Below are 24,519 nucleotides of genomic sequence, written 5' to 3' on the forward strand. Positions count from 1 at the left end.
CTAAAATAAATTAAGTTATATCAATATATAGTTTCAGAAAGTAATTTTCTAATTCACAGTGTTCATTCATACGAAACATAACTTACTGTTGAATCTAAAATCTTGCTGAAAAATTTTCAAAATGATATTTCTAGTTTTTCTTTATTTAAGTGTATATTATTTTTTATAAAAAATTAAAAAAAACGATAAATATAAAAAAGTAGAATTATCACCTCTTTAAAGTAAAATTAATTTTAAGATTAAAAAAATAATACCTTTACAACTCAATTACACTTTTAGCGTTATAATTATTTTACATAAACTTTATTTATAATTTACCCAAATACATGCAAACTACAAAACTAAGTGACGAAAGCATTTTACCACTTACCTGCTCTAGATCTGGATCTTGTTGTTTTGGTAAAGCTGTTATGCTAAACCCTTGGGAATTGTTATGTTTTAGTAAAGAGAAAAAAATTACAGCTAGAGAATTTAGAGATTTATATACCGATTTTGGTGGTATTCGATTAACTTTTAACGGAAAACCAGATAAAAAAGGACAAAATGCATGCAGCCAATATGTAGATGGTTTTGGTTGTAGTGTACATTTAGGAAGACCTTTAGCATGCAGATTATATCCATTAGGTCGTCAAATACAATTTAATAAAGCTGCATATATCTACGAAGGCAAAACGTTTCCTTGTTTAATAGATTGTGCAGAAGTTTTAGATTTACCTAAAATGAGTGTTGGCGAATATCTAGATGGACAAAAAGCAGGTTCTTTTGAGAATGCACAAGACGAATATTTAATAGTGATGCAAAACATTGCAGATATTGCTTTTGAGTTATTATTAGATGCTGGTTTAGCAGCTTCTGGAGACACAAAAACATTAGCTACTTGGAGAATAATGGGCAACGAACCACCAGAAAAATTAGCAGAAAGAATTGGTACAACTTGGATAGACTATTTAATGCTACCTAAAATAATAGATAAAGCTGAAAACCCACAAACTTTTGCTCAAAAACATAATGATTTTTTACTTTTAAAGGCACAAGAAGCATTTGGTAACATCCAAACTACTGATGAATTACACGAAGCTTGTGTTTTAATTATGGGGCTTGCATTACATTTATCTAGAGGTTTAGGCGCAGATACAAAAGGTATTGCAGAACATTGGATTGAAACAGCAAAAAACCATGGAGCTTTGGAATAGTTTTTATAATCTTAAATAGAGTTTTTCCTCTTTTTTTAGACTCAAAAAAACTAACTTAGTTAAACGTAATGAACTTGTTTCAGTTACAAGAAAATAACTATATCTTGTTTTATTTTCTTAATATGAGTAGAAAAATTACTATATAAGGAGTTGTGCTTAATGTAATAAAAATAGAAGAACAGACACGTGAGTTTCATCATAAGGCAACCCTGATTTTACTTATGTAAAACTCTGTTTTAATAATTTATTAGACACTACTATTAATACTAACTTTTTCCTTTATTCAAAATTCTTCAATAACAAATAGAACTTATACTATTTTAATAAAAGATTATAATAAGTTACTATTTTCAAGCGCAAACTATGTACCTAATGCTCACCACTTTTCAAAAGTTCAGGAAACTTCTTTTTAAATTTATTTAATCTCGGTACAGAAACTGCTTTCACATAACCTTGGTTTGGGTTTCTACGTTCAAAATCTTGATGATACTCTTCTGCCTCATAAAACTTTGTATGTTTTGTAACTTCAGTTACTATTTTACCATTGTACACTTCTTTGTTTAATTTGGCAATTGCGTTTTCTATAATTTTCTTTTCGGTATCATTACTATAAAAAGCAATTGATCTATACTGTGAGCCATAATCTGGATGTTGCCCATTTACAGTTGTAGGATCATGAGAACCATAAAACACATCTACTAAGGTTTTAAAACTTACTTTTTTAGAATTGTAATACACAGCAACGGTTTCTGAATGCCCAGTTCTACCAGTTCCTATAGTTTGGTACGTTGGGTTTTTAGTATGACCACCTGCATAACCAGAAATAGCTTCCTCTACCCCTCTTACACTCTCAAAAATAGCTTCTACACACCAAAAACAACCACTAGCAAAATAAGCTACTTTCGTATCTTTAGAAGGTACAAAAGGTATTTTAGTTATTTCTTCTTTCTTAGAAAAACTCATGCAAGAAATTAATAGAATAACTACGCTTAGTGCAAAAACTGATTTTATATTTTTCATATTTCTAAATATATTTTTGGTTAATTTTAATCTTGATTCATCATAAAATTGACTCAAAATTATTTTGTAATAACAAATTTAAGAAGAACCAACATATAAAAAGAATTTGCACTAAGAAAACCAACTTAATTCTTAGTACAAATTCCCGAACTTTTAACTCGATTAAAAAAATCGAATTACTATAATAGTCGTATCAAATAAGAACTCCATACAATTTGTTTACAACTTTAGCATTTTGTTAAGAAACCAAGTTGTACAAAAGCGATTAGATAATTACTTTTGTTACTCAAAATTTAAAAAATTAAATGGAGCATTTTATAGTTTCTGCACGTAAGTATCGTCCACAAAATTTTGTGGATGTAGTTGGGCAACAAGCCATAACCAATACGTTAGAAAATGCTATAAAAAACAATCATTTAGCACAAGCCTTATTATTTACAGGACCTAGAGGAGTTGGTAAAACTTCTTGTGCAAGAATCTTAGCAAAACAAATTAACCAACAAGGTATTGAAGTTGCAGAAGATGAAGATTTTGCTTTTAATATTTTTGAACTCGATGCAGCTTCTAACAACTCTGTAGATGATATTAGAAGTTTAACAGACCAAGTTCGTATTCCGCCACAAACAGGTAAATACAAAATATATATTATTGATGAGGTGCACATGTTATCTCAAGCAGCTTTTAATGCATTTTTAAAGACTTTAGAAGAGCCGCCTGCACATGCTATTTTTATTTTAGCAACAACAGAAAAGCATAAAATAATACCAACTATTTTATCTCGTTGTCAAATTTTCGACTTTAAAAGAATTGATGTTTTAGATGCTAAAAATTACCTTAAAGTAATTTGCCAAAAAGAAAACATTACTGCAGATGACGATGCATTGCATATTATTGCTCAAAAAGCAGATGGCGCTATGCGAGATGCTTTATCCATTTTTGATAGAGTTGTAAGTTTTTCTGGTAAAACGTTAACACGTGAAGCGGTTACAGAAAATTTGAATGTATTAGATTACGATACGTATTTTAATATGACAGATTTAGTGATAGCAAACAAAATACCTGAAGTTTTAAATGCTTTTAACACCATTTTAGGTAAAGGATTTGAAGGTCATCATTTTATAAACGGATTTGCAAGTCATTGTAGAGATTTATTAGTTGCCAAAGACAAAGTAACTTTAGATTTATTAGAAGTTGGCGATGTTGCAAAAAAGAAATATTTAGAACAAGCAACAAAAACAAGTATTCCGTTTTTAATGCAAGCTATTAATAAAGCAAATGATTGTGATTTAAACTACAGAGCTAGTAAAAATCAACGATTACTGGTGGAATTAACATTAATGCAGATTGCCTCTATCACTTTTGATGGAGAAAAAAAGTCAGCTAACTACATAATTCCTGCTACTTTTTTCCAAGCACTTTCTCCTGCAGTTAAAGAAATTGCAAAACCAATTCAGAAAAAACCAGAGGTTCCTAAACATCAGAAAGCTGAAGAGCAAAAACCAAAACTTGAAAAAACCATATTAAGATCTGCTCATAAACGTACTTCTTCACTATCATTAAAAAGTATACACCTTAAAAAAACAAAAAAAAGACTGAAGTAGAGGAAAATTTTGATAATCATCCTAAAGACCCTTTTGATGAGAAGAAGTTACAACTACTATGGAAAGAATATGTCGCTTTTTTAATTAAAAAAGGGGAAAGAAGTATGGCTTCTATTGTAGGTACAGATGTACCAAAGTTAGGAGAGAATTTTAAAATTCATTTTACGGTTCCTAATAAGTTAATGGAAGATCAGATAAAAAAAGGTAGATTAGGCTTATTAAAATTCTTACGTTCTAAATTAAATAATTACGGAATCGATATTATTGTAACTCTAAATGAAACTATAGAAAAAAAGTTTGCCTACACTCCTAATGAAAAGTTTAATAAACTAAAAGAAAAAATCCTCTTTTAGAAAAATTACGCCAAACTTTTGAATTAGATCTGTAATTTAAGTTAAATAAAGTTTTAAACACTTTTACCTAAGTACATTATTGTGCAATTATCTTTCGTTTCATTGCTGTTTTCAAATTCTGGTATTAAAAATAATTTATTCCCTTTTTTAACAAACAAAGGAATAGATTTTAATTCGTTAAATAATTTAGAAAGCATATTCGTATATGCTTCTTCAGAGGTTATTTCTAATTCATATATTTTAGGATTATCCCTAAATGCTTCACTTAAATTTATATAATCATCTTTAGGTGTAAAAAACTTGTTTTTATCTTCTTGTTTATAATTTACAGCTTCTTTAGAAGTAGCTAACCTATAAGAGCCATGTTCTCCAAATTCATTTGAAAAACTATTTACAGCAAACTCATTAACTTCATCACTTCCTGTCATTGCAATTAAATAACCAACATCATTTAACTCTATATTATCGGTTAAATCATCATCATAAATATTTACAGAAAAAGCCTCTAATCCATCTGTTATAGCTTGTTCTATATATTTTTTATTAGAATCTATTAATACTACTCTCTTTCCTTTTTCTTTTAAGAATTGAGCAATTAATCTTGCAGGGTTTGAAGCTCCAACAATTAAAATGGCATTAGAACTCTTTAAAAACACTCCAATTAACTTTGCAAAAAACCTTGCAGTTGTTGCATTTAAAAGTACTGTACCTAAAACAATCATAAAAACTAAAGGAGTTATATATTCTGCTCCTTCTACTCCCTGTTTTAATAATTTACTTCCAAATAAAGAAGCAATACCAGCTGCAACAATACCTCTTGGACCAACCCAACTAATAAATAGTTTTTCTTTAAACTCTAGGTTAGATTTATACGTACTAGAAAACACTGCTAATGGTCTTATTATAAAAACAACAATAGCAAACAAAACTGCTGTTTTCCATGTATACAACAACATTAAATCTTCTATATTAATATTTGCTGATAGTAAAATAAACAACATCGAAATTAATAAAACACTTAAAGACTCTTTAAAATATAATAATTCTTTTAAGTTTTTTAATTTTCCGTTTCCTAATACCATTCCCATAACCACAACCGCTAAAAGACCAGATTCATGTGCAAAAATTTCTGATAAAACAAAAACAAGTAATACAGAAGAAAGTGAAACTACGTTTAGTAAATAATGTGGAATTAATTTTTTGTTGATTGAAAAAGCCAATGCATGTGCAAAAGTAAAACCGAAGGTAGTACCAAATAATAAAATTTTCCCAAATTCCATTAACGCAGTTTTGGTAAATCCGCCACCACCACCAACACTAATAAACTCAAAAACCAATACTGCTACTAAAGCTCCAATTGGATCTATTAAAATACCCTCCCATTTTAAAACAGTAGAGATATCTCTTTTTAAAGGAATATTTCTTAATATAGGAGTTATAACAGTTGGACCAGTAACAATAATTAAACCCGAGAAAAGCAATGATAAATCCCAACCAAGACCAAAAACAAAGTGGGCTACAATACCTGCCCCAAAAAACGTAATTGCAGAACCTAAAGTTATTAATTTAGTTATAACAGGTCCAACATTTTTAATCTCTTCTCTTTTAAGAGTCAATCCACCTTCAAAAAGAATTATACTAATTGCTAAAGAAACAAAATAATACAATCCATCACCTGGAAATAACCCTTTTGTACCATTCCAGATAGGTTCTATCCATTTTGTACCGTCTTCACTTAAATATTCTGCAGCTATTGGACCTACTAATAAACCGATTAAAATTAATGGTAAAATTGCTGGAATTTTAAATTTCCAAGCAACCCATTGTGCTAATATTCCTAAAATAATAATTCCTGCTAATTCTAACATAAAAAATAATAAACGTTTAATTGTAAATTTAAGGATGTTTACGCATGTTAAAAATTAAATTTATACTTTTTTTCTTTCTTACAAAGTTTCCTATATTGTGCCAATAACCAATTATAAAGACATTACTATTGCAAAAAATAGACAAAATACTTATTGGTATTGCCTTTTCTCCGAACCTAAAACCAAATATTTTTGAAGCTGTAAGATTAGCTAACATGTTTAACGCTGAATTAGTTGGCGTACATGTTGGTGAAAAAAATGATCAAAAAATAGCTGATTTAAATTCGCTTTTAGGTGAAGCAGATACTCTTAACAAGCCAATAAAAACAATTTGGCAAGAAGGTAAACCTGTAGATGTAATTTTACAGACTTGTACAAATGAAAATATAGATTTACTTATTTTAGGAGCATTACAACAAGAAAATATTTTAAAATACTATGTTGGTTCTATTGCAAGAAAAATAACTAGAAAAGCACCTTGTTCTGTACTTTTATTAATTAAACCTTCTATTGAGAGAGTCAATTGTAAACACATAGTAGTTAACGGGTTAAAAGACTCAAAAACTGAAGAAACAATTAAAACATCAATCTTTGTAACAAAAAAGCTCAAATGCAAAAAATTAACCATTGTAGAAGAAGTTACACAAGAAGAATTACACGTTAAAGTTAATGATGATAAATCTTTAAGAAGAGCTAATATTGCCAAAGAAAGAATTAAAAATAGAGAAGACAGACGTGTAAAAAAATTTTTAAAAGATGTTGATTGCTCTAGCTTAACTATACAAACACAGAGTATTTTTGGAAAAAGAGGATATTCCATCGGTCATTATGCAAAAGTAAAAAGAGCAGACTTATTAGTGATGAATGCACCCTCTAAATTAGGTCTTTTGGATCGAATTTTCCCACATGATATAGAATACATCTTATCAGAGTTACCAACCGATGTTTTAATTGTTAGATAATAATGAAGAAGAAAAGTACATTTAAAACATTTTTATCAGAAATTCCACAAAACTTATTTTCTGGTTTCGTAGTATCATTAATAGCACTTCCTTTAGGATTAGGTTTAGCTCTAGCATCTGGAGCACCACCAATTTCTGGAATTATTGCAGCAATTGTGGGTGGAACGGTTGTTTCTATTATTGGAGGCTCTAACGTTACAATTACAGGTCCAGGAAACGGATTGGTTGTGGTAATTCTAGCAGCTATTACTACCCTTGGAAATGGAGATATGCAGCAAGGTTTTTTATATACCTTAGCAGCTATTGTTATTTCTGGAATTATTATGATAATTCTTGGTTTTCTTAGAATGGGGTCTTTGGGCGATTTCTTTCCATCTTCTGCAATACAAGGTATGTTAGCCGCTATTGGAATTGGTATTTTTGCAAAACAAATACATGTTATGTTTGGTAATACTTCTGCTAAAGGAAGTATTATTGAGCTACTTATACAAGTTCCTGAAGGTCTTATAAACCTAATAAAAACAGATAATTCGAGCATGTTCTATGCAGGACTGGTAGGAATTGTAAGTTTGTTAATAATGATTTTTTACAGTAAAATTAGAAATAGATACTTTCAATTAATTCCTGCTCCAATGTGGATTGTTGTTTTAAGTGTTGGAATGTATTATTATTTTGATCTATTTTCTACTACAGATTATCCAATCGATAGAAGTTTACTAATTAATTTACCGAATGATATTTTATCAAATTTTGCATTTCCAGATTTTAGTAAAGTTTATGATTTAAGTTTTATAAATGCAGTAATTGGTATTACTTTAATAGCAAGCATAGAAAGTTTACTTAGCATTAAAGCAGTTGATAAACTAGATCCTTTAAAAAGACGTTCTAACGTTAATAAAGATATTAGAGCCTTAGGTTTAGCTACTGTAATTAGCGGTTTTTTAGGAGGGCTTAATGTTGTTACGGTAATTGCTAGAAGTTCTGTAAATGTTAATAATAAAGGTTCGAACAGGTCTGCCAACTTTTTTCACGCTTCATTTTTAGTTTTATTTATTTTATTATTTGCTTCAGAATTAAGAAAAATCCCTTTACCTGCTTTAGCTGCAATTTTAGTTTTTACAGGATATAAATTAGCTTCACCAGATAATATAGCAAAAGTATTTAAAGTAGGTAAAGAGCAGTTAATAATTTTCTTAGTTACTTTACTAACAACAATTGCTACGAGTTTAATTACAGGTATTTTAGTAGGTATTTTTATCACTTTTGTAATTCATATAATTATTAATAAAAATGCTAGTTTATTCTTTAAAAACATGTTAAAACCAAATGTTTTAATGTTTAAAGAAGATGGTAAATACTATGTTAGTGTAAAGAATTTTTCTAGTTTTTTAAATTATACAAAATTAAAATCAAAATTAAACCAGATTCCAGAATCAGAAGAAGCTATTATAGATTTTTCTATGTGTGATTTTGTTGATGATTCTGTAATGGAAAACTTAAATAATTATGCTGAATCTTTTACTAGAAAAGGTGGTCATTTTGAAGTTATTGGATTAGATGACTCTAAATCTGTAAGTGATCATCCTTTTGCATTACGTAAAATTATACCTAAACAAATAAGCCCTAAAAATCAAAAAAACAAAGCTTTAACAAAAAGACAGAAATCCATAGAAAAAATTAGTCAAGAAATGCATTGGAAATACGATGCATTTTCAATTCAAGAAATGGAAGAATTACCAACTTTTGGTTATTTTAAAACAAAAAAATAAAAAAAGTTTCTAACGTGCTTTCTAATGAAGATTGCACCATTTTTGACGCTCAGTTCTCTGAAGGAGAAATGATAGCAAAACAAGTGGTAAAAGCAACAATGTTGCACATTCATTCTAAACAAGACATTCCTTTTTTTACTTTAGATAAAGAAGGAATTTTTGAATCTATAATGGAACTGGCAGGGTATAAAGATATTAATATAGATAATCATCCAGATTTTAGTAAGCGTTTTTATCTTTTAGGAAAAAATGAAGAAAAAATTAGAGATTTTTTTACAGATGAATTAGTTTTGTTTTTTGAATGTAATAAGCAATATCATATTGAAGCTTCAGAAAATGGCCTTTTAATAATTGGAAACGAAAGATTATCTAGTGTTAAAGAAATGAAAGCTCTCGCCTATTTTGGTATTGGTTTACAAAAAATAATATAATAAGAATGTTAGGTTTACAATTTGAAACAGAAACTTCTTGGGCAGATATTGCTAAAGATAACTTACAACAAATACTCACAGATCATGCTTTTTTAGAACAAAAAGCTGCTTCTAATGCAGTATCCATTATTATTAATTACTCAGAAGAAACAGAGCTTGTAAAAGAAATGAGTAATATTGCTATAGAAGAAATGCAACACTTTAAAATGGTACATTTGCTTATGGTAAAAAGAGGTATGGTTTTAGGACGTGAGCAAAAAAACGATTATGCAATAAAATTGCAAAAATTCTTTAACAAAACAAAAGATAGAACCAATGCTCTGGTACAACGTTTATTAGTTGCTGCATTAATTGAAGCTAGAAGCTGCGAACGTTTTAAAGTATTTTCTGAAAATATGGAAGATGAAGAATTGTCTAAATTCTATAATAATTTAATGATTTCTGAAGCAAATCATTATACCACTTTTTTACAATTTGCACGTAAATACCAAGAAAGAGAAATTGTTGATGCAAAATGGAATGCTCTTGTTGCTTTTGAAGCTGAAATGATGAAAGAACGTGGTAACTTAGCTAAAATTCATGGGTAAAATCATTGAAAAATTACCAATAAACAACTATCATTGAAACTGATAACTGATAACTAAATACATGTTTTCAAAAGACGAAGCGGCACTTTTACGTAAAGAATTCTGGACTAGTTTTGGAAAATCTTTTCCAAGAAAATGGTTATTATACGACACAAAAATAAAGGGGTTTTCTTTTAAATTTGTTGCTGATAGAAAAAAAGCTTTGGTTTGTTTAGATATTGAACACCCAGAAGATATTGCGAGTGAATTATTATACGATCAAATGCTTTCTTTAAAGGTATTATTAGAAACTGAAATACCAGAAGTAATTTTTGATGAAACGTATGAATTAGAAAGCGGAAAAATAATTAGAAGAATTTATGTTCCGTTAGAAGCCAAATTTAGTATTCATAATAAAAATTCTTGGAGAGATTGTTATGAATTCTTTGTAGAAACGATGCCTAAGTTCGAACTCTTCTTCTATGAATATGAAGAATTTATAAATCAGGCTATATAAACAAACACTATATTTAAAAGTAAAAGACGTAAATATTTATAGCAAAAAAATCGCCAAAATATGGCGATTTCACTTCTACTCTTTCTTTTTTATTTTATGATATTAATAGAAAATGGATAACTAGGTGGTTCATTATTACTCGCTTTTATTGCATTTATAATAGGGAAAATTAGGTAAAAAATTCCAATTGCTATTAAACCAATTACACCTAAACCTAGTAACAAAATTAATGGAATACAGATTAAAATGTAAATAAACATAGAAATTCTGAAGTTTAAAATTGCTTTACCGTGAAAATCCATTCCTAAAACTTCATCTTTTTTGGTAAGCCACAGAACTAAAGGTACAATAAAGCCTCCAATACCGGTTATAAAATCTAGTAATTGGCTTAGATGTGTTAGCACTAATAGTTGATTGTCTTCTTTCATTTGGGTGGTTAAGTTTAGTTTCATACTTATTTGACGCAAAATGATTTGTTTTGTTACAAAAAACCTATATATCCTTTTATATTTGCAGCATGATATACAAAGATACAATTATTGCTTTGGCTACTCCTGCTGGTGTAGGTGCTATTTCTGTAATTAGACTTTCTGGTAACAGTGCTATAAGTATTGTTGATGGTTTTTTTAGATCGATTAAGAAAGGAAAAACCTTAAAAAGTCAGCAGTCGCATACCATTCATTTAGGACATATTATACAAAATAATTTATTGTTAGATGAAGTTTTAGTATCTGTTTTTAAAAATCCGAATTCGTATACTGGCGAGAATGTTGTAGAAATTTCTTGTCATGGTTCTAGCTTTATTCAGCAAGAAATTATTAAATTATTCTTACAAAATGGTTGTAGAATGGCAGATAATGGCGAGTTTACCATGCGTGCTTTTTTAAACGGTAAAATGGATTTAAGTCAGGCAGAAGCTGTTGCAGATGTAATTGCTTCTAATTCTGCTGCAAGTCATCAAATGGCAATACAACAAATGCGTGGTGGAATCACTAATGAATTGAAAGATTTACGTATTAAATTATTAGATTTTGCCGCTTTAATTGAGTTGGAACTCGATTTTTCTGGGGAAGATGTTGAGTTTGCTGATAGAACAAAATTTAAAGAATTGGTAGTAAAAATTACATTTGTTTTAAAACGATTAATAGATTCTTTTTCTTTTGGTAACGCTATGAAACATGGAATTCCTGTTGCCATAATAGGTGAACCTAATGTTGGAAAATCTACTTTATTAAACACTCTTTTAAACGAAGAAAAAGCCATAGTTTCTGATATTGCTGGTACAACACGAGATGCAATTGAAGACGAAATTATTATTGATGGTGTTGCTTTTAGATTTATAGATACTGCAGGAATTAGAGAAACGGAAGACGCTGTTGAAAGTATTGGAATTAAAAAGGCGTATGAAAAAGCAGAAAAAGCACAATTAATTATTTTTTTGATTGATGCTTCTAAAAACCTAGAATCTAAAACGAAGAACCAAGAAGAAATTGATAACATTAAAAAGCGTTTTCCGAATAAAAGATTATTAATAATTGCTAATAAAATTGACACACTATCTAAAATTGATGCTACAGCCCTATCCTGTAGTATTGAAAATTTAATTTTATTATCTGCAAAAAATAAAACCGGTATTGAGGAGTTAAAAAACGAGTTGACTTCTTTAGTAAATATAGGTGCTTTAAGTAATAACGAAACTATTGTAACCAATTCTCGTCATTTTGAAGCTTTAAATAATGCTTTAACAGCAATTAATTCTGTGCAACATGGTATAGATTTAGAAATATCTACAGATTTGTTTTCTATTGATATTAGAGAGTGCTTACGCCATTTAGGTAATATTACTGGTGAATATGACGTTGACAAAGACATACTTGGACACATTTTTGGAAATTTCTGTATTGGGAAGTAAAAAAGTAAAACAAAGGTAACTAAAGGAAAACAAAATACTTAAAATCAGTATTTTATCTGTTTTTTCTTTGATTTCATTTTCTTTTAATTTACTTTTGGAGGACAATATTGGACGCTAAAATCCACCTCAAAACTACTAATTTCCATTGAGGTGTAAAAAAATCCACCTTTTATGAAAATTACTCTAAAAAAGAAAAAACTAAATACAGGTAAATATAGCCTCTTCATAGAATACTACAAAGGTACTTTTACTGATGAAAAAGGAAAATCCAAACACAATAGAGAATTTGAATATTTAAAGAAATATTTAATTATTGACCCTAAATCTAAAAAGGAAAAAGACACTAATAAAGAGACTCTTGAACTTGCAGAAAAAATACTTTCAATTAGACAAGCTGATTATTATCAAGGGAAGTTTAAAATTCAAAACGGAAATAAAAGTAAACATAGTTTTCTTCAATTTTATAAATCTAAAAAAGAAGAACGCTATCAATCTGAAAAGAATTATGATAATTGGGAAGCTGCTGGAAAACATATTGAAAAATTTTGTTCTATTAGCACAACCTTTGAAGATGTAAATATAGATTTTGTTAAAAATTTTCAAAAATTTTTACACACTAAAGCTACTGCCAAGTCTGGTGCTCCTTTATCTCAAAACACAAAACACACTTACTACAATAAATTTAAAGCCTGTTTAAGCGCAGCTTTTGAAGAAGGATATCTTAATGAAAATATTGTAAGTAAGGTTAAAAGCATTCCAATGGGTGAAACTCATAGAGAATATTTATCTATTGACGAGCTTCAAAATCTATCTAAAACTGATTGCAAAATCCCAGTTTTGAAATCTGCATTTATATTCAGTTGCTTGAGTGGTATTCGTTGGTCAGATATTAATAAAATGATATGGAGTGAAATTAGAGACGAAGGAAAAGATGAAGACGGAAAAGACATTCATCGATTAGTTTTTTCTCAAAAGAAAACTAATGGAGTTGAATATTTATATCTATCAAAACAAGCCAGAGAATTATTAGGAGAAAGAAAAGATGAAAACGACAGGGTTTTTGTCAATTTACATTATAGCGCACAAATGAACTTGATTCTTTTACGCTGGTGCATGTTTGCAGGTATTACAAAACACATAACTTTTCATTCTGCCCGTCACACCAATGCTGTACTTCTTTTAGAGAATGGAGCAGACATTTATACAGTCTCTAAAAGACTTGGACATAAAGAAATTCGCACCACAGAAATATATGCAAAAATCATTGATAAAAAAATGAAAGAAGCTGCAACTTTAATACCTGAATTAAATATTTTATAGATTATGAGTAATTTCGAATACAACAAAAATAGAAATCTAAATGATAAAGAATTAGAATTACTTATTTCTAAAGGACAATTTGTAGACTTTCAATCAGATTTTAACACCAGATATATTTTAAATGCATTTACAAAATTGAGAAATTTTGATAGAGATGAAATAAAATTTAGAATTTCTGAAACTTCATTAATTCAGTTTATGGGTATAATTTCATCTTTATTGCGAAAAGATCCAGGCTTAATACTTTCCCAAGAAAATTGTAATTTATTTTTTTCATTTGGTGATTATAGAAATTATGAAGATTTTAGATTTAATTGTTCCAATCAAGATCTACATGAAAGTCAAAAAGAAATATGTGAAATTATTATTAATAATTTAATTAAGTCAATAGTACAAGAAAAATTAGAAAAAGAATCTTCAATAAACTTTGAGAGTAATACTTGGAAAAAATTTGAAAACACTAACTCTATATTTAGTAGATCCTCTATTTTAGATTATTTAGAAAATAGTTTAATTTATAAAATTAATAATTGGAAAGGTTTAAAAAAAGAAAATGAAATTTTAATTTCTCAAATAGTAAATCTTGAAAATAATATGGATAATAATAGTTTCAAGTTAAATATATTAGAAGAAGATCTAACAAAATTATATAATGTTTTAAAAATTGATTTTATAAATACCGAAACAACTAAAGTTGAAGACTTTATTAATGTTCTATTAAAGCCTTGGAACGAACATGGTTCTTTGATATATTTAATTATGGACCACTATCAAACTTACATATTTCAGAAATGGTTCTGTAAAAGGTATAAAGTATCATTAACATTAAAAGATATTGAAAAATCAAAACTCTTTAAAAACACGTCTGGTATTAAAGGTTTTTTTACCGCTGGCTCAATTTCAGCATCTCAAAGAAGAGAAAGAACGAATGACAAAAAAGATGAAGATCAATTAATGTACAAATTGTTAAAATCTGTTTAGATATATACAATCTAAACACTTCTACTATTTACTTTCCTTTACTTTGTTTCAGAATTCTTAATCAAGGAAGACAAAAACGTTTTTGTTCAAAATTAATATACAATTAATTATGAATACAATAATAAAAAAGGAATTATCAAAAGATGAACTATCAGACATCTTTTTCCAAACTTTAACAGATTATTCTACCCTAAAACAAAAAGAGGCAGAATTAAATCAGAATGATATCGAAAAATTAAGCCTTTTTTTGGCTTTAATGGATGATGCTAAAATAATTTTTAGTAAAAAAATGCCAGATATTAATGATTTTTTTGAATGGTTTCACCACATATACGTGGAAAGAAATTATGACAAAAACATTGAAAATTGGACATTTATTGAGTCGTTAGAAAATATTATAAAATTTGAAATAGAAGAAATTCAAACTTCTAAAACCATTAATAATCTAAATTCCAAAACATTATGAATATAATAAAATTATATGAAAGATTGGAAAGGATTGAAAGACTTTTACTCTTTAAAAAGAAAGTTTTAAATATTGAAGAAGCCTCTGAAGTAACTGGATACAAAATAAGCTATTTGTATAAATTAACGAGTTTGAAAGAAATTCCTCATAGTAAGCCTAATAAAGGTAGCATTTTTTTGAAAAAGAAAAGTTAGAGTCTTGGATGCTTCAAAATGAAGTTAAATGTAAGCAGGATATAGAATCTGAAGCTCTAACCTATACACTTCAAAACAAAAGAAAAGCATAAAAGAACTGCAATTCTTTTATGCTTTTTGTCTAACAAAATTATAGTCTAACTTAATATTGTATATGCAAATATACAGTTTCCAACTTATCTAATAAAATGGATGAACAAAAACTTTATGTGAACATTAAATTATCTAATAAAACGGTATTTGATTTAATTGATAATTATTTAAAACAAAGATATGATATAGTATTTAATATAATATCTCATGAATATCTTATAAAATTTAAAGATTCTAAAAAATGGAAGGTTCTAAATGAAAATTCATTAAGAATTGAACTAACAAAAAAGAAAATCAAATTTAAAAAAGATGATTTTTATACCTATTTAGGCTCTAATTATATAAAACAATTTAACCCTTTAAAAGAGTACTTCAAGAACCTTAATAAATGGGATGAGATTGACCATATTAAAAAACTAATCTCATATATTCCAACTGATGATAATATCTTTTTTGAATATCATTTAAAAAAGTGGCTTGCAAGAACTGTAAAAACTGCATTGGAAGAAGATTTCTACAACAAACAATGTATTGTATTTGTGCAAGTAGAACAAAATTCTGGAAAAAGCACACTATGTAGGTTTTTATGCCCTCCTGAATTGAAAAAACATATAGCAGAAAACATCAGTGATGATAGAGATGGACTAGTCCAACTATGTAAAAATCTTTTAATCAATTTAGATGAAATAGATAAACTTTCGGCAAAATACATAAACGCCTATAAATCTATGTTTTCAAAAACACATATAAACATTAGGTTACCATATGCAAAACACAACTCTCACCAGACCCGGAATTGCTCCTTTATCGGCTCAACTAACCTTATAAATTTTTTAAAAGACGAAACAGGCAATGTTAGATGGGTCTGCATAGAGCTGATAGGTCAGATTGATTTTAATTACTCAAAAGACATTGATATCAATAAAGTTTGGGAGCAAGCTTTTCATCTAGCCTACAAGGATGAAGCATTTAATTGTGATTTAACTGTAAATGACATAAAAGAAAATGAAAAAAGGAATGCAAACTATAAACAGTCAACTATCGAAGAAGATTTAATAAATCAACTATTTGAAAAATCAGATAATAGAGATCATTTCATGACAACCACAACAATAACAATGATAATTAAGAAAGAGTACTCGTCTGTAAGTCACATAGCGATTGGTAAAGTTTTAAGAAAGTTAAAATTTAAAAGAATCAACAGCAAAATCACAGGAGTAAAAGGATACTTAATCAAGTTACGAAAAAAATAAAAGTTTTCCTTAAATGATCTTACCCATCTTACCTTTTTTATAAAAAAGGTAAGATGGGTAAGATAAAATCACCAAAAGAAAAATAAAATGAATTGTAAAAAAGCAAAACAAATAGACCTAGCTTCATATCTAAAAAAACAAGGATTTAAAACTGGTAAAACTTATACAAAAGATATTTGGTTTTACTCACCTTTTAGAAATAATGAAAAAACGCCATCTTTTAAAATTGATATTAATAAAAATGTTTGGTATGACTTTGGTGAAGGAATCGGAGGAACTATTATAGATTTTATAATGAAATACAATAACTGTTCAATTAAAGAAGCTTTAATAATTTTATCAGAAAATACTTTTCCTGTTCACCAGCAAAAAAAACTGTTATAAATGAAACTATTCCAACTTATTCTATAAAAAAAGTAACAGAACTTAACAATCAGAAATTATTAGATTATGTTTCTAATCGGAAAATCAATTTACAATTTGCTAAACGATTTTGCTTTCAGGTACACTATTCTTTTTCTAATGGTAACGAAATATTTGGAATTGGATTTATGAATGATTCCGGCGGATTAGAAATCACAAACATTATCAGTGAAAATTTTAGAAAAATTTGCCTGGGGAAAAAGGAAATTACAACAATTAATAACAATTCTAAAATTGTTTCAATCTTCGAATCTTGGTCTGACTTCTTATCGTATTTGACAATTAAAAAACAAATCCCAAAAGAAAATTTCATCATTCTTAACTCTACTTCTATGGTAAGTAAAGTAACCAACTTATTAATCGATTACGATACTATAAAATTATTTTTCGATAATGATAACGCAGGAAATAAAGCTACTGCATATTTAAAAATGAAATTCAAAAACTCAATTATAGATAATCGTATACACTATAAAAATTATAATGATCTAAATGAATACTTAACAAATATAAAACAATAGCAACAGTGGCTTTGCCAGGAGTGCATTCAGTTTCCATTTAGTGCCTACTTCGTGCACTAAATAAAAACTGAATACACCTGGCTTATTCACATAAAAAATGTTCATAAGAGTAAAAAAATAAATTTAATTATGATTAAAAAAGATAAGACAAACCCTAAAGTAAAAATGGTTTTCTATATAAATTTAAAAGATAAAGAACTCATAAAAAATCACTGTGAGTTACTACAAATAAAACCATCTTTTTTTATAAGAAATATAGTTTTAGAGAAATTAGGAAGACCAATATTTGAACCTAAAAAAATGAAAATTGAAACAAAACAATACAATTCTCAACTTAATAAAATTGGCGTGAATTTAAATCAGATTGCTAAAAAATTAAATTCTGGATTACAGTTTCAAGTTGGAGATCAAATAGAAGTTTTGAAAAGTATAGAGTTATTAAATGAACATATTTTAGAAATTAAATCTCAATTATAAATGTCAGAAAACGAAAATTACCTTTTAAAATTAATGCAAAATGTGGTTGATAATTTAGATCGTATTTCTAACAAAATTGATCAATTAAATAATGATAATAATGAAGATAAATTAAATAGTATATCTAATAAAATAGACATAGTAAATAATAAAAATCATGGCATTAAATTAGAATCTTTAAATAAAAAAATATTAGAAATATCAGAAGAACTTAAAAGAATCTTTAAAAATTCTAATAACGAAGTTCTGAATAAGAAAAAATTAGAGGTTAGTCTAGAAAAAATATCGAAGAATTTAGAAAAAACTATTCAAAATCATAAAACTCCAATTAATAACTCTATAAAAAAAGAGATTATAATTTTCGGTAAAGATTCACCATTTACTTCAAAATTATTATTAATATCTATAATATGCTTACTTATATTTTCTTATGGTTTTAAATACATCCCTCCTTACTTGAAAGAAAGGAATACTAATCAGTTAGAAATTAAAAACTATCAAAACTTTTACAATTATCTCTATCTTCTCTATTATAAAGATGATGGTAAATTAGATAATCAATACTCTAGACTTCTAAATAAAATTAAACAAAATGATTCTGCAATCACAAAAGAATATAATCAATTATTTAACATGTATAATAAAAGTATTAAAAAGAAAGAATTGGAAAAACAATTAAAAGAACTTGAATGATAATTCAACTAGAAACTATTGATTTTTGCCATAATGCTCTTAATTATTGTCAAAAAGGAGGAGAATTTTTGCATGCTAATGAATGTTTAGGAAATGCAAATCAAATTTATCAGCAAATGAAACAAATCGAGCAGATAAATGAAAGGTGTTTAAAAAAACTTTTCATATTAAAATGAGAATAGCCCCAGAGGATAAAGGAATTTTAAATAATCAAAATTGGATTGACATCTCTAAATCTTACGCAAAAAAAATTGGATTTGAGAATAATTTATATGCTGTATATATACATATGGAAAACACGGACAAAGAACATATACATATTGTTGCTAGTAGAATTAAAAAAAACAATTTAGCTGTAAGAGATAATTACACCCATTATAAAAATATGGATTTTGCAAGAATGGTAGAGCAAAAATATAAATTACGTAAAGTTAAAAGAAGATTAGAAGCTATAAGAAAAGAAGAAGATTTTATTTCTCAAGACAAGCGAACTATATTATTAAAAGACAAAATACTCAAAGCAGTTACATTTTCAGATAACTTAGATGACTTAATTTTTATACTTAAAAATCAAAACATTAAGGTAAAAGTTGGAAGAGGCATTTCATTTACAGATGAAAATGGGATTAAAAAAAGGTTCTGCAATAGACAGAAAACTCTCTCTTAATAATATAAAGCGAATGTTTAGCTATGAAAGTAAGGAGAAAGAACAGCATAAGAACCAAATAATAACAGAATCCTTAAAAAATAATAGCCAAAAATTCATTTCAAATAAGACAAAAAACTCCGCAGATAACTTTATTGATAATTCAGATAGCTTAATAAGTGATGTAGATAGAAATAAGAAGCGAAAAAAGAGAAAAAGATAATGATGAATGCTAAAAAATTAAACCACTTAAAAAAGCAATATAAATGCCTAAAATAATCCTTGTAACCCACCAAAAAGGTGGTGTTGGAAAAACAACACTAACCTTTAATCTTGCCATTTCTTTATCTAAACACGCAAAAATATTAGTCATTGATTTAGATTTACAAGGTAGTTTAATCAGTTTGAAAAAAATGGTTACTGATTTTGAAATTATTACATATCAGAAAGAAATTATAAATATCAAAAAAATGGACTTTGATTTCATTTTGATAGATACTCCACCATATTTATCCAATCAGTTACCAAAATTGATAAGTTTAGCCGATTTAATTTTGATACCAACGAAAGCTGGAATATTAGACTTACTTGCTGTTAAAAGTACAATTGACTTAATTGAAGCAGAAAAAAAGCTCCATAAGGCATTAGTGATATTTAATATGATAAAGGCGAATACCACATTAACATTAGACATTTTAATAGGTTTAGAAGAGTATAATGTACCAATTGCTAAAACACATATTTCTGATTTAGTCGCTTTTACAAGGTCTGTTTTGGTAGGTGGAGTTCAAAAAGATAGAAATGCGCAAAAACAATTAAATAATTTAACAAAAGAGGTGTTAACAAAACTTATATAATTATATAAATCTACATTTATATAAAACTATAATTATACTATTATGGAAAAACAAAATATTAGTGATTTAATAAACAAAGTCAAGTCTAATGAGCAGAACAAGACAACCCAAAAAGTATTGCCAATAGCTGAAAAGAAAGATGATGTTCAATTCTCTTTTTACATTGAAAAGTCTTTATTAAAAAAGTTAAAGCAAAAAGCTTTAAATAATGATGTTAGCATTAAAAGCATAATTATAAATGCAATTGAAAACTCCTTTAAAGCCAATTAATAAAGGTTATTAGACTGGAAATAACGGAATCTGTTCAATAGTATCAGAAGATTTAAAATTTAACCTAAATGCTTTATCTTCCTTGAAATTGGATAAAGCATTTTCGTTGTTATATTCTTCTAAAATTTTAGAATCTATCTTCTCGCTTTTCAAACCCTCAGAATGATTCATTAAAAAATCAATTTCTTCTGAATTTAATTTATTTATGTAACTCATGTTTTTTAATTTTTTATAATAGAATATTATTTACTGTTGCTATGATTGAATAAAGAATTTATTAAATTAAAATTTATTCCTCACTTCTTTCATGATTTTCAGTTCTCCTTTTTTATCTATGTAACCGTAAGTCATTTTTTTATTTTCATTAATAAATTCGACAAGGGCTAAACCTGAATTAAATCTATAAATTCTTCTATATTTTGTTTCAATAATTTCACCTGATTTAATATCTAAAATATAATTTATAGGAAACCCTTTTTTTGATTTATTTTAATTCTAACAACTCCTTCGTTTTCAATAGCATTTATAGATTTTAAACTGTGAAATGTTGCAGGAACTGCATCTTCCAAATCACGAATAATTCTACCATTAACGTCTATAACTCTATAACCGTAATTATACTTTTTTGACTCTTTACTATATTTTTTCTTATGGAGTTTTACCATAGCATAACCATTCACAAAATGCTTTGCTTCTAAAAATTTTGCTTCAATAATTAATCTACCTCTTTTATCTATAAATCCGTATTTTCTATCCTTTGACTTTACTAAAATTCTATTATCATATAAATCTCCTGGTTTATTTGTGTAAATAAAACCAATAGCAGTTTTAAAATTTTCGTCTAAAAAACCCCATTTTCCAGCTCCTTCTTTCTCATTATATCTATAAGCCTTAATAAGTCCATTAACTTCTGGAAGAACACTACTGAAAACTCTTTCTGTAACTTTACCTGTTTTAATGTTTTTTATTTCTGAATATCCATAATTATTTGCTACATATGAGTTATTATTTTTTTGATATCGAATTGCAAAAATTTCATCATTAATTGGAAAAACTTGCTTTTTAGAAGTGTTTTTTTCTTTGTAAATTATTTTCCCGTTTTTATTTATGATAATAAAATCATCTTTTTTGGAGTTTAAATTTGGATTGAGAATAAAATAACCATGAAAGCTTTCTATATTATAGAAAGGTTCGAAAAGAAATTCTCCTTTAGTATTTTTAATACCAGAACCACTTTGCTCTTTAGTGATATAGATATTATTTCCTTGCATTCCATAATCTGTAGAAGTAATATATTGAACGCTTTGATTTACTTTCATTTCAGGTATGATATTCCCTAATTTGTCAATAAATCTTAAATCATTTCCTTTTTTTACAAGTGCATAATTATTAGTAAAGCAGTAAAAGTTCTCTGCATCTACTTTTTTTGAGAGTATATATTTACATAGCACAAAACTACTAACATTAAAATTTTTATTTTTTTCATTTCAATCATTTTTTTTATTTATAAACTATGTAATTTTTCAATGAACTTGTTATTTAGTAGAATAGAAATGTTACGCCTAACTACTTTTGGATTTTTACTTTCATCTTCAAACGTCTCAATTTGTTTAAGTATACTATCTGCATTTTCATCTTCAAAAAAAAGCGGTAAATACATCTTGAATACTAACGAGGTATCAAAATTATATTTGACTTCAAGGAGGTGTAAAATTTTTAATTGTCTTTTGGAAAAGTTATCGTTCATAATTTTGGGCATAAAAAAACGTGGAACTGAATCTTATCGGTCTAAGTGGTCTCGCCAGAAACCTTCCCTCCAAATAAGAACAGCCCACGCAGAACGTGGGCGTCTTAACTTTGAAATTGGAGGGTTGTAAAACTGGCGAGTTTCTTAAAACCAAATCAAAAGCTATTACGCTTTATATGTTAATATTTTAATTCTTTATATAATCATAAATTTATTTGTATCAAATTTAAGGAAACTTTTTATGAAATTAAACTAATTACTAAATTAAACCAAAAGAAAATTGAATAGTATACATTTATATAATTCCTTAAATATATAATTATAGAATATTAGTTTTATAGCTTACTGTACTGCCTTCTTCAAAGCTTCCAACTCCACTCCTAACCCAGTAAACATTTGAATAATACTACTCATTTTTAGTTCGTGTTCCTCGTATTCTTGTGTATTTATACTGCAAGTAAAACTCCAAAGTTCTAAAACTTCAGAAACAGGAATTTCATAAGGTTGGTAAGATGGATTATCTGGTTTTAATAAGAAAGATTGATTCTCTTCAATTTGATTTTCTAATCGCTTATAAGTCAATCCATCATTTTTTGTAATTACGATATAAGAGACGCCACTTTTTGCATTTATGATATCTTCTACAAATTCTGCAACCACATAAGAACCATCTTTCATTGGTAACATAGAATCCCCTTTAATTGGAAAAGCTCTATGTTTTCCAGTTGGTAAAAAAGGTAGTTTTATTTTTTCTAATTGTTCTATAAATTCAGGATCATCATACCCTAATAAATATCCTGCAGATGCTTTTACAGAAACTACTTCTATTAAATTTTCATTATCTACATCAACAGTAATTGGAAATAAAACTCTCTTATCGCCAACTTCTATAAAAGAAACATCTGTAGCTTTGGTCAAATCTTTTTTTACCAAAATATCAATGGGAAGTCTAAAATATTCTGAAAAGTCTATCAAAAACTCTATGGTTGGCGATGATCTATTCTCTTCATAAGAACTTATTCTTGATCTTGTTACAGCCAATTCTTCTGCCAAAACCTCTTGACTAAATCGCTTTAAACCTCTTAAATGTTTGATATTTTTTGCTAAAATTTTCATATTGCTACAATTACAAGCAACAAATGTATGTATTTGTAGCTTAATTTTGTGTTATGAAAAAGAATATTTTACATTTAGATTTAGATACTTTTTTTGTCTCTTGTGAAAGACTGATAGACAGCAAACTAAAAAAGAAACCTTTATTAGTGGGTGGAACTGGAGACAGAGGTGTTGTGGCAGCTTGTAGTTATGAAACCAGACGTTTTGGTGTGCATTCTGGCATGTCTATGAAAATTGCTAGAAAGCTGTGTCCTGAAGCCGTTATTATTCGAGGAAACACAAGTATTTATTCTAAATATTCTGATATTGTTACTGAAATTATCAAAGAAAAAGTACCCATTTTTGAAAAAGCAAGTATTGATGAATTCTATGCTGATTTGTCTGGAATGGATGCTTTTTTTGGAAGTTATAAATATGCATCAGAATTACGCCAACGCATTATCTCTGAAATTGGATTACCCATTTCTTTTGGAATGTCTCAAAACAAAATTGTTTCTAAAGTAGCGACTGGCGAAGCAAAACCAAACAATCAATTATTGATTAATGATGGATTTGAAAAAGCCTTTTTAGCACCTTTATCAATCCGTAAAATTCCTTCTGTTGGAGAAAAAACATATCAAACTTTAAGAAACCTTGGGGTTGACAAAGTTCGTGTAATTCAAGAAATGCCTTTAGAAATGATGATTAGTGTTTTGGGCGCTAATGGAAAAACCATTTGGAAACGTGCAAATGGAATTGACAATCCTCCAATAATTGCTTTTCATGAACGTAAATCTTTATCCACAGAAAGAACATTTAATAAAGATACCATTGATATGGAAAAACTAAAGAATACCATTTTTGCAATGGCAGAAAACTTGTCTTATCAGTTAAGAAAGGGAGATAAATTAGCTTCTACAATTAGTGTGAAAATTCGATATTCGGACTTTAATACGTACAGCAAACAAGTCAAAATCCCCTATACAAGTGCCGATCATATTATCATTCCTGCAGTTTTAGAACTCTTTAAAAAATTATATCAACGTAGATTATTAATTCGATTGGTTGGCGTAAAAATTTCTGATATCGTTAGTGGAAATTATCAAATAAACCTTTTTGATGATACTGAACAAATGTTGCATTTATACAATGCTATGGACAATGTTCGTAATAAATATGGTGAGTTGAGTATTATGAGAGCAGCTTCAATGGGTGCGAAATCTATTGGGCGTTTCAGTAACCCCTTTAATGGCGAACCTCCTTTAGTTTTAGCACATAGAAAACAATAATG

At 27.7% G+C, this 24,519-nt stretch carries 25 protein-coding genes and 2 pseudogenes; 20 read left to right on the forward strand and 7 right to left on the reverse strand.

From position 1 onward, the window contains the following. The first annotated feature begins 326 nt into the window (after window positions 1-326). Window positions 327-1,193, forward strand: a complete 867-nt coding sequence (locus N5A56_RS06415) for a YkgJ family cysteine cluster protein (RefSeq protein ID WP_265724747.1) — start codon at window positions 327-329, stop codon at window positions 1,191-1,193. Between the two features lie 369 nt (window positions 1,194-1,562). Here the strand turns inward: N5A56_RS06415 and msrA are convergent, their stop codons facing one another. Further along, entirely contained in the window at window positions 1,563-2,213 is a 651-nt protein-coding gene (msrA, locus tag N5A56_RS06420; RefSeq protein ID WP_265724748.1) for a peptide-methionine (S)-S-oxide reductase MsrA, read from the reverse strand. Window positions 2,214-2,518: 305 nt separating this feature from the next. On the opposite strand from msrA, the pseudogene dnaX reads away from it, so the two are divergent. Then, a pseudogene (gene dnaX / locus N5A56_RS06425) lies at window positions 2,519-4,044 on the forward strand (DNA polymerase III subunit gamma/tau); the annotation flags it as partial. Between the two features lie 176 nt (window positions 4,045-4,220). Here the strand turns inward: dnaX and N5A56_RS06430 are convergent. Further along, a complete protein-coding gene (locus N5A56_RS06430; protein WP_265724749.1) occupies window positions 4,221-6,035 on the reverse strand; it encodes a cation:proton antiporter in 1,815 nt (604 codons plus the stop codon). A 128-nt stretch (window positions 6,036-6,163) separates the two neighbouring features. Here N5A56_RS06430 and N5A56_RS06435 point away from each other — a divergent pair, with 128 nt between their 5' ends. The 4 genes and pseudogenes from N5A56_RS06435 (at window position 6,164) to N5A56_RS06450 (ending at window position 10,280) form a co-directional block, all read left to right on the forward strand. Further along, a complete protein-coding gene (locus N5A56_RS06435; RefSeq protein ID WP_265724750.1) occupies window positions 6,164-6,997 on the forward strand; it encodes a universal stress protein in 834 nt (277 codons plus the stop codon). Window positions 6,998-6,999: 2 nt separating this feature from the next. Then, window positions 7,000-9,197: pseudogene (locus N5A56_RS06440) on the forward strand (SulP family inorganic anion transporter). A gap of 5 nt (window positions 9,198-9,202) precedes the next feature. After that, window positions 9,203-9,784 carry a MiaE family protein gene (locus N5A56_RS06445; RefSeq protein ID WP_265724751.1) on the forward strand — a complete coding sequence of 194 codons (582 nt, stop codon included), beginning with the start codon at window positions 9,203-9,205 and terminating at the stop codon, window positions 9,782-9,784. A 61-nt stretch (window positions 9,785-9,845) separates the two neighbouring features. After that, entirely contained in the window at window positions 9,846-10,280 is a 435-nt protein-coding gene (locus tag N5A56_RS06450) for a DUF4268 domain-containing protein (RefSeq protein ID WP_265724752.1), read from the forward strand. Window positions 10,281-10,369: 89 nt separating this feature from the next. On the opposite strand, the gene N5A56_RS06455 is transcribed toward N5A56_RS06450, so the two are convergent. Next, entirely contained in the window at window positions 10,370-10,708 is a 339-nt protein-coding gene (locus N5A56_RS06455) for a DUF4870 domain-containing protein (protein ID WP_265726100.1), read from the reverse strand. Window positions 10,709-10,797: 89 nt separating this feature from the next. On the opposite strand from N5A56_RS06455, the gene mnmE reads away from it, so the two are divergent. From mnmE to N5A56_RS06520, 13 genes are all read left to right on the forward strand, one after another. After that, window positions 10,798-12,192, forward strand: a complete 1,395-nt coding sequence (gene mnmE, locus N5A56_RS06460) for a tRNA uridine-5-carboxymethylaminomethyl(34) synthesis GTPase MnmE (RefSeq protein ID WP_265724753.1) — start codon at window positions 10,798-10,800, stop codon at window positions 12,190-12,192. A gap of 171 nt (window positions 12,193-12,363) precedes the next feature. Further along, the gene (locus tag N5A56_RS06465; RefSeq protein WP_088355045.1) at window positions 12,364-13,512 is read left to right on the forward strand and encodes a site-specific integrase; all 1,149 of its coding nucleotides are present in this window, start codon (window positions 12,364-12,366) and stop codon (window positions 13,510-13,512) included. A 3-nt stretch (window positions 13,513-13,515) separates the two neighbouring features. Continuing rightward, entirely contained in the window at window positions 13,516-14,493 is a 978-nt protein-coding gene (locus N5A56_RS06470) for a hypothetical protein (RefSeq protein WP_088355046.1), read from the forward strand. Between the two features lie 109 nt (window positions 14,494-14,602). Beyond that, entirely contained in the window at window positions 14,603-14,959 is a 357-nt protein-coding gene (locus tag N5A56_RS06475; protein WP_088355047.1) for a hypothetical protein, read from the forward strand. Next, a complete protein-coding gene (locus tag N5A56_RS06480; protein WP_337994773.1) occupies window positions 14,956-15,153 on the forward strand; it encodes a DNA-binding protein in 198 nt (65 codons plus the stop codon). Before N5A56_RS06475 ends, N5A56_RS06480 begins: the two co-directional genes overlap by 4 nt. Window positions 15,154-15,341: 188 nt before the next feature. Then, window positions 15,342-16,499, forward strand: coding sequence for a VapE domain-containing protein (locus tag N5A56_RS06485; protein ID WP_088355049.1), 1,158 nt, complete (start codon window positions 15,342-15,344; stop codon window positions 16,497-16,499). A gap of 87 nt (window positions 16,500-16,586) precedes the next feature. Further along, window positions 16,587-16,883 carry a CHC2 zinc finger domain-containing protein gene (locus N5A56_RS06490; protein ID WP_274270276.1) on the forward strand — a complete coding sequence of 99 codons (297 nt, stop codon included), beginning with the start codon at window positions 16,587-16,589 and terminating at the stop codon, window positions 16,881-16,883. A 167-nt stretch (window positions 16,884-17,050) separates the two neighbouring features. Next, a complete protein-coding gene (locus tag N5A56_RS06495; RefSeq protein WP_274270277.1) occupies window positions 17,051-17,443 on the forward strand; it encodes a toprim domain-containing protein in 393 nt (130 codons plus the stop codon). Between the two features lie 129 nt (window positions 17,444-17,572). Further along, window positions 17,573-17,920, forward strand: a complete 348-nt coding sequence (locus N5A56_RS06500; protein WP_088355051.1) for a plasmid mobilization protein — start codon at window positions 17,573-17,575, stop codon at window positions 17,918-17,920. Then, window positions 17,921-18,613 (forward strand): hypothetical protein, encoded by a 693-nt coding sequence (locus N5A56_RS06505; RefSeq protein ID WP_088355052.1) that lies wholly within the window; start codon window positions 17,921-17,923, stop codon window positions 18,611-18,613. It abuts the gene before it with no gap. A 145-nt stretch (window positions 18,614-18,758) separates the two neighbouring features. After that, complete coding sequence (locus tag N5A56_RS06510; protein WP_274270278.1) at window positions 18,759-19,280, forward strand: relaxase/mobilization nuclease domain-containing protein; 522 nt, start codon at window positions 18,759-18,761, stop codon at window positions 19,278-19,280. Window positions 19,281-19,525: 245 nt separating this feature from the next. After that, window positions 19,526-20,116, forward strand: a complete 591-nt coding sequence (locus N5A56_RS06515) for a ParA family protein (protein ID WP_088355054.1) — start codon at window positions 19,526-19,528, stop codon at window positions 20,114-20,116. A 42-nt stretch (window positions 20,117-20,158) separates the two neighbouring features. Continuing rightward, entirely contained in the window at window positions 20,159-20,386 is a 228-nt protein-coding gene (locus N5A56_RS06520; protein WP_088355055.1) for a hypothetical protein, read from the forward strand. 9 nt (window positions 20,387-20,395) lie between these two features. Here the strand turns inward: N5A56_RS06520 and N5A56_RS06525 are convergent, their stop codons facing one another. The 4 genes from N5A56_RS06525 to N5A56_RS06535 form a co-directional block, all read right to left on the reverse strand. Then, window positions 20,396-20,602, reverse strand: coding sequence for a hypothetical protein (locus tag N5A56_RS06525; RefSeq protein WP_088355056.1), 207 nt, complete (start codon window positions 20,600-20,602; stop codon window positions 20,396-20,398). 66 nt (window positions 20,603-20,668) lie between these two features. Next, window positions 20,669-20,851 (reverse strand): WG repeat-containing protein, encoded by a 183-nt coding sequence (locus N5A56_RS17705; protein WP_420793198.1) that lies wholly within the window; start codon window positions 20,849-20,851, stop codon window positions 20,669-20,671. Beyond that, window positions 20,848-21,705, reverse strand: a complete 858-nt coding sequence (locus N5A56_RS06530) for a WG repeat-containing protein (RefSeq protein ID WP_265724755.1) — start codon at window positions 21,703-21,705, stop codon at window positions 20,848-20,850. The genes N5A56_RS17705 and N5A56_RS06530 overlap by 4 nt, the downstream gene beginning before the upstream one ends. 770 nt (window positions 21,706-22,475) lie before the next feature. Beyond that, window positions 22,476-23,249: an XRE family transcriptional regulator gene (locus N5A56_RS06535; protein ID WP_088355059.1), complete on the reverse strand. Its 774-nt coding sequence runs from the start codon at window positions 23,247-23,249 to the stop codon at window positions 22,476-22,478. A 53-nt stretch (window positions 23,250-23,302) separates the two neighbouring features. On the opposite strand from N5A56_RS06535, the gene dinB reads away from it, so the two are divergent. After that, window positions 23,303-24,517, forward strand: a complete 1,215-nt coding sequence (dinB, locus tag N5A56_RS06540; protein ID WP_265724757.1) for a DNA polymerase IV — start codon at window positions 23,303-23,305, stop codon at window positions 24,515-24,517. Window positions 24,518-24,519 lie beyond the last annotated feature (2 nt).

This window comes from Polaribacter ponticola, assembly GCF_026191475.2.
Lineage (GTDB): Bacteria > Bacteroidota > Bacteroidia > Flavobacteriales > Flavobacteriaceae > Polaribacter > Polaribacter ponticola.

Excerpts from the sequence above, each read along its gene's own strand:
- N5A56_RS06415 (WP_265724747.1), top strand. The coding sequence starts at position 327 with ATGCAAACTACAAAACTAAGTGACGAAAGCATTTTACCACTTACCTGC.
- msrA (WP_265724748.1), bottom strand. The coding sequence starts at position 2,213 with ATGAAAAATATAAAATCAGTTTTTGCACTAAGCGTAGTTATTCTATTA.
- N5A56_RS06430 (WP_265724749.1), bottom strand. The coding sequence starts at position 6,035 with ATGTTAGAATTAGCAGGAATTATTATTTTAGGAATATTAGCACAATGG.
- N5A56_RS06445 (WP_265724751.1), top strand. The coding sequence starts at position 9,203 with ATGTTAGGTTTACAATTTGAAACAGAAACTTCTTGGGCAGATATTGCT.
- N5A56_RS06450 (WP_265724752.1), top strand. The coding sequence starts at position 9,846 with ATGTTTTCAAAAGACGAAGCGGCACTTTTACGTAAAGAATTCTGGACT.
- N5A56_RS06455 (WP_265726100.1), bottom strand. The coding sequence starts at position 10,708 with ATGAAAGAAGACAATCAACTATTAGTGCTAACACATCTAAGCCAATTA.
- mnmE (WP_265724753.1), top strand. The coding sequence starts at position 10,798 with ATGATATACAAAGATACAATTATTGCTTTGGCTACTCCTGCTGGTGTA.
- N5A56_RS06465 (WP_088355045.1), top strand. The coding sequence starts at position 12,364 with ATGAAAATTACTCTAAAAAAGAAAAAACTAAATACAGGTAAATATAGC.
- N5A56_RS06470 (WP_088355046.1), top strand. The coding sequence starts at position 13,516 with ATGAGTAATTTCGAATACAACAAAAATAGAAATCTAAATGATAAAGAA.
- N5A56_RS06475 (WP_088355047.1), top strand. The coding sequence starts at position 14,603 with ATGAATACAATAATAAAAAAGGAATTATCAAAAGATGAACTATCAGAC.
- N5A56_RS06480 (WP_337994773.1), top strand. The coding sequence starts at position 14,956 with ATGAATATAATAAAATTATATGAAAGATTGGAAAGGATTGAAAGACTT.
- N5A56_RS06485 (WP_088355049.1), top strand. The coding sequence starts at position 15,342 with ATGGATGAACAAAAACTTTATGTGAACATTAAATTATCTAATAAAACG.
- N5A56_RS06490 (WP_274270276.1), top strand. The coding sequence starts at position 16,587 with ATGAATTGTAAAAAAGCAAAACAAATAGACCTAGCTTCATATCTAAAA.
- N5A56_RS06495 (WP_274270277.1), top strand. The coding sequence starts at position 17,051 with ATGAATGATTCCGGCGGATTAGAAATCACAAACATTATCAGTGAAAAT.
- N5A56_RS06500 (WP_088355051.1), top strand. The coding sequence starts at position 17,573 with ATGATTAAAAAAGATAAGACAAACCCTAAAGTAAAAATGGTTTTCTAT.
- N5A56_RS06505 (WP_088355052.1), top strand. The coding sequence starts at position 17,921 with ATGTCAGAAAACGAAAATTACCTTTTAAAATTAATGCAAAATGTGGTT.
- N5A56_RS06515 (WP_088355054.1), top strand. The coding sequence starts at position 19,526 with ATGCCTAAAATAATCCTTGTAACCCACCAAAAAGGTGGTGTTGGAAAA.
- N5A56_RS06520 (WP_088355055.1), top strand. The coding sequence starts at position 20,159 with ATGGAAAAACAAAATATTAGTGATTTAATAAACAAAGTCAAGTCTAAT.
- N5A56_RS06525 (WP_088355056.1), bottom strand. The coding sequence starts at position 20,602 with ATGAGTTACATAAATAAATTAAATTCAGAAGAAATTGATTTTTTAATG.
- N5A56_RS06530 (WP_265724755.1), bottom strand. The coding sequence starts at position 21,705 with ATGAAAGTAAATCAAAGCGTTCAATATATTACTTCTACAGATTATGGA.
- N5A56_RS06535 (WP_088355059.1), bottom strand. The coding sequence starts at position 23,249 with ATGAAAATTTTAGCAAAAAATATCAAACATTTAAGAGGTTTAAAGCGA.
- dinB (WP_265724757.1), top strand. The coding sequence starts at position 23,303 with ATGAAAAAGAATATTTTACATTTAGATTTAGATACTTTTTTTGTCTCT.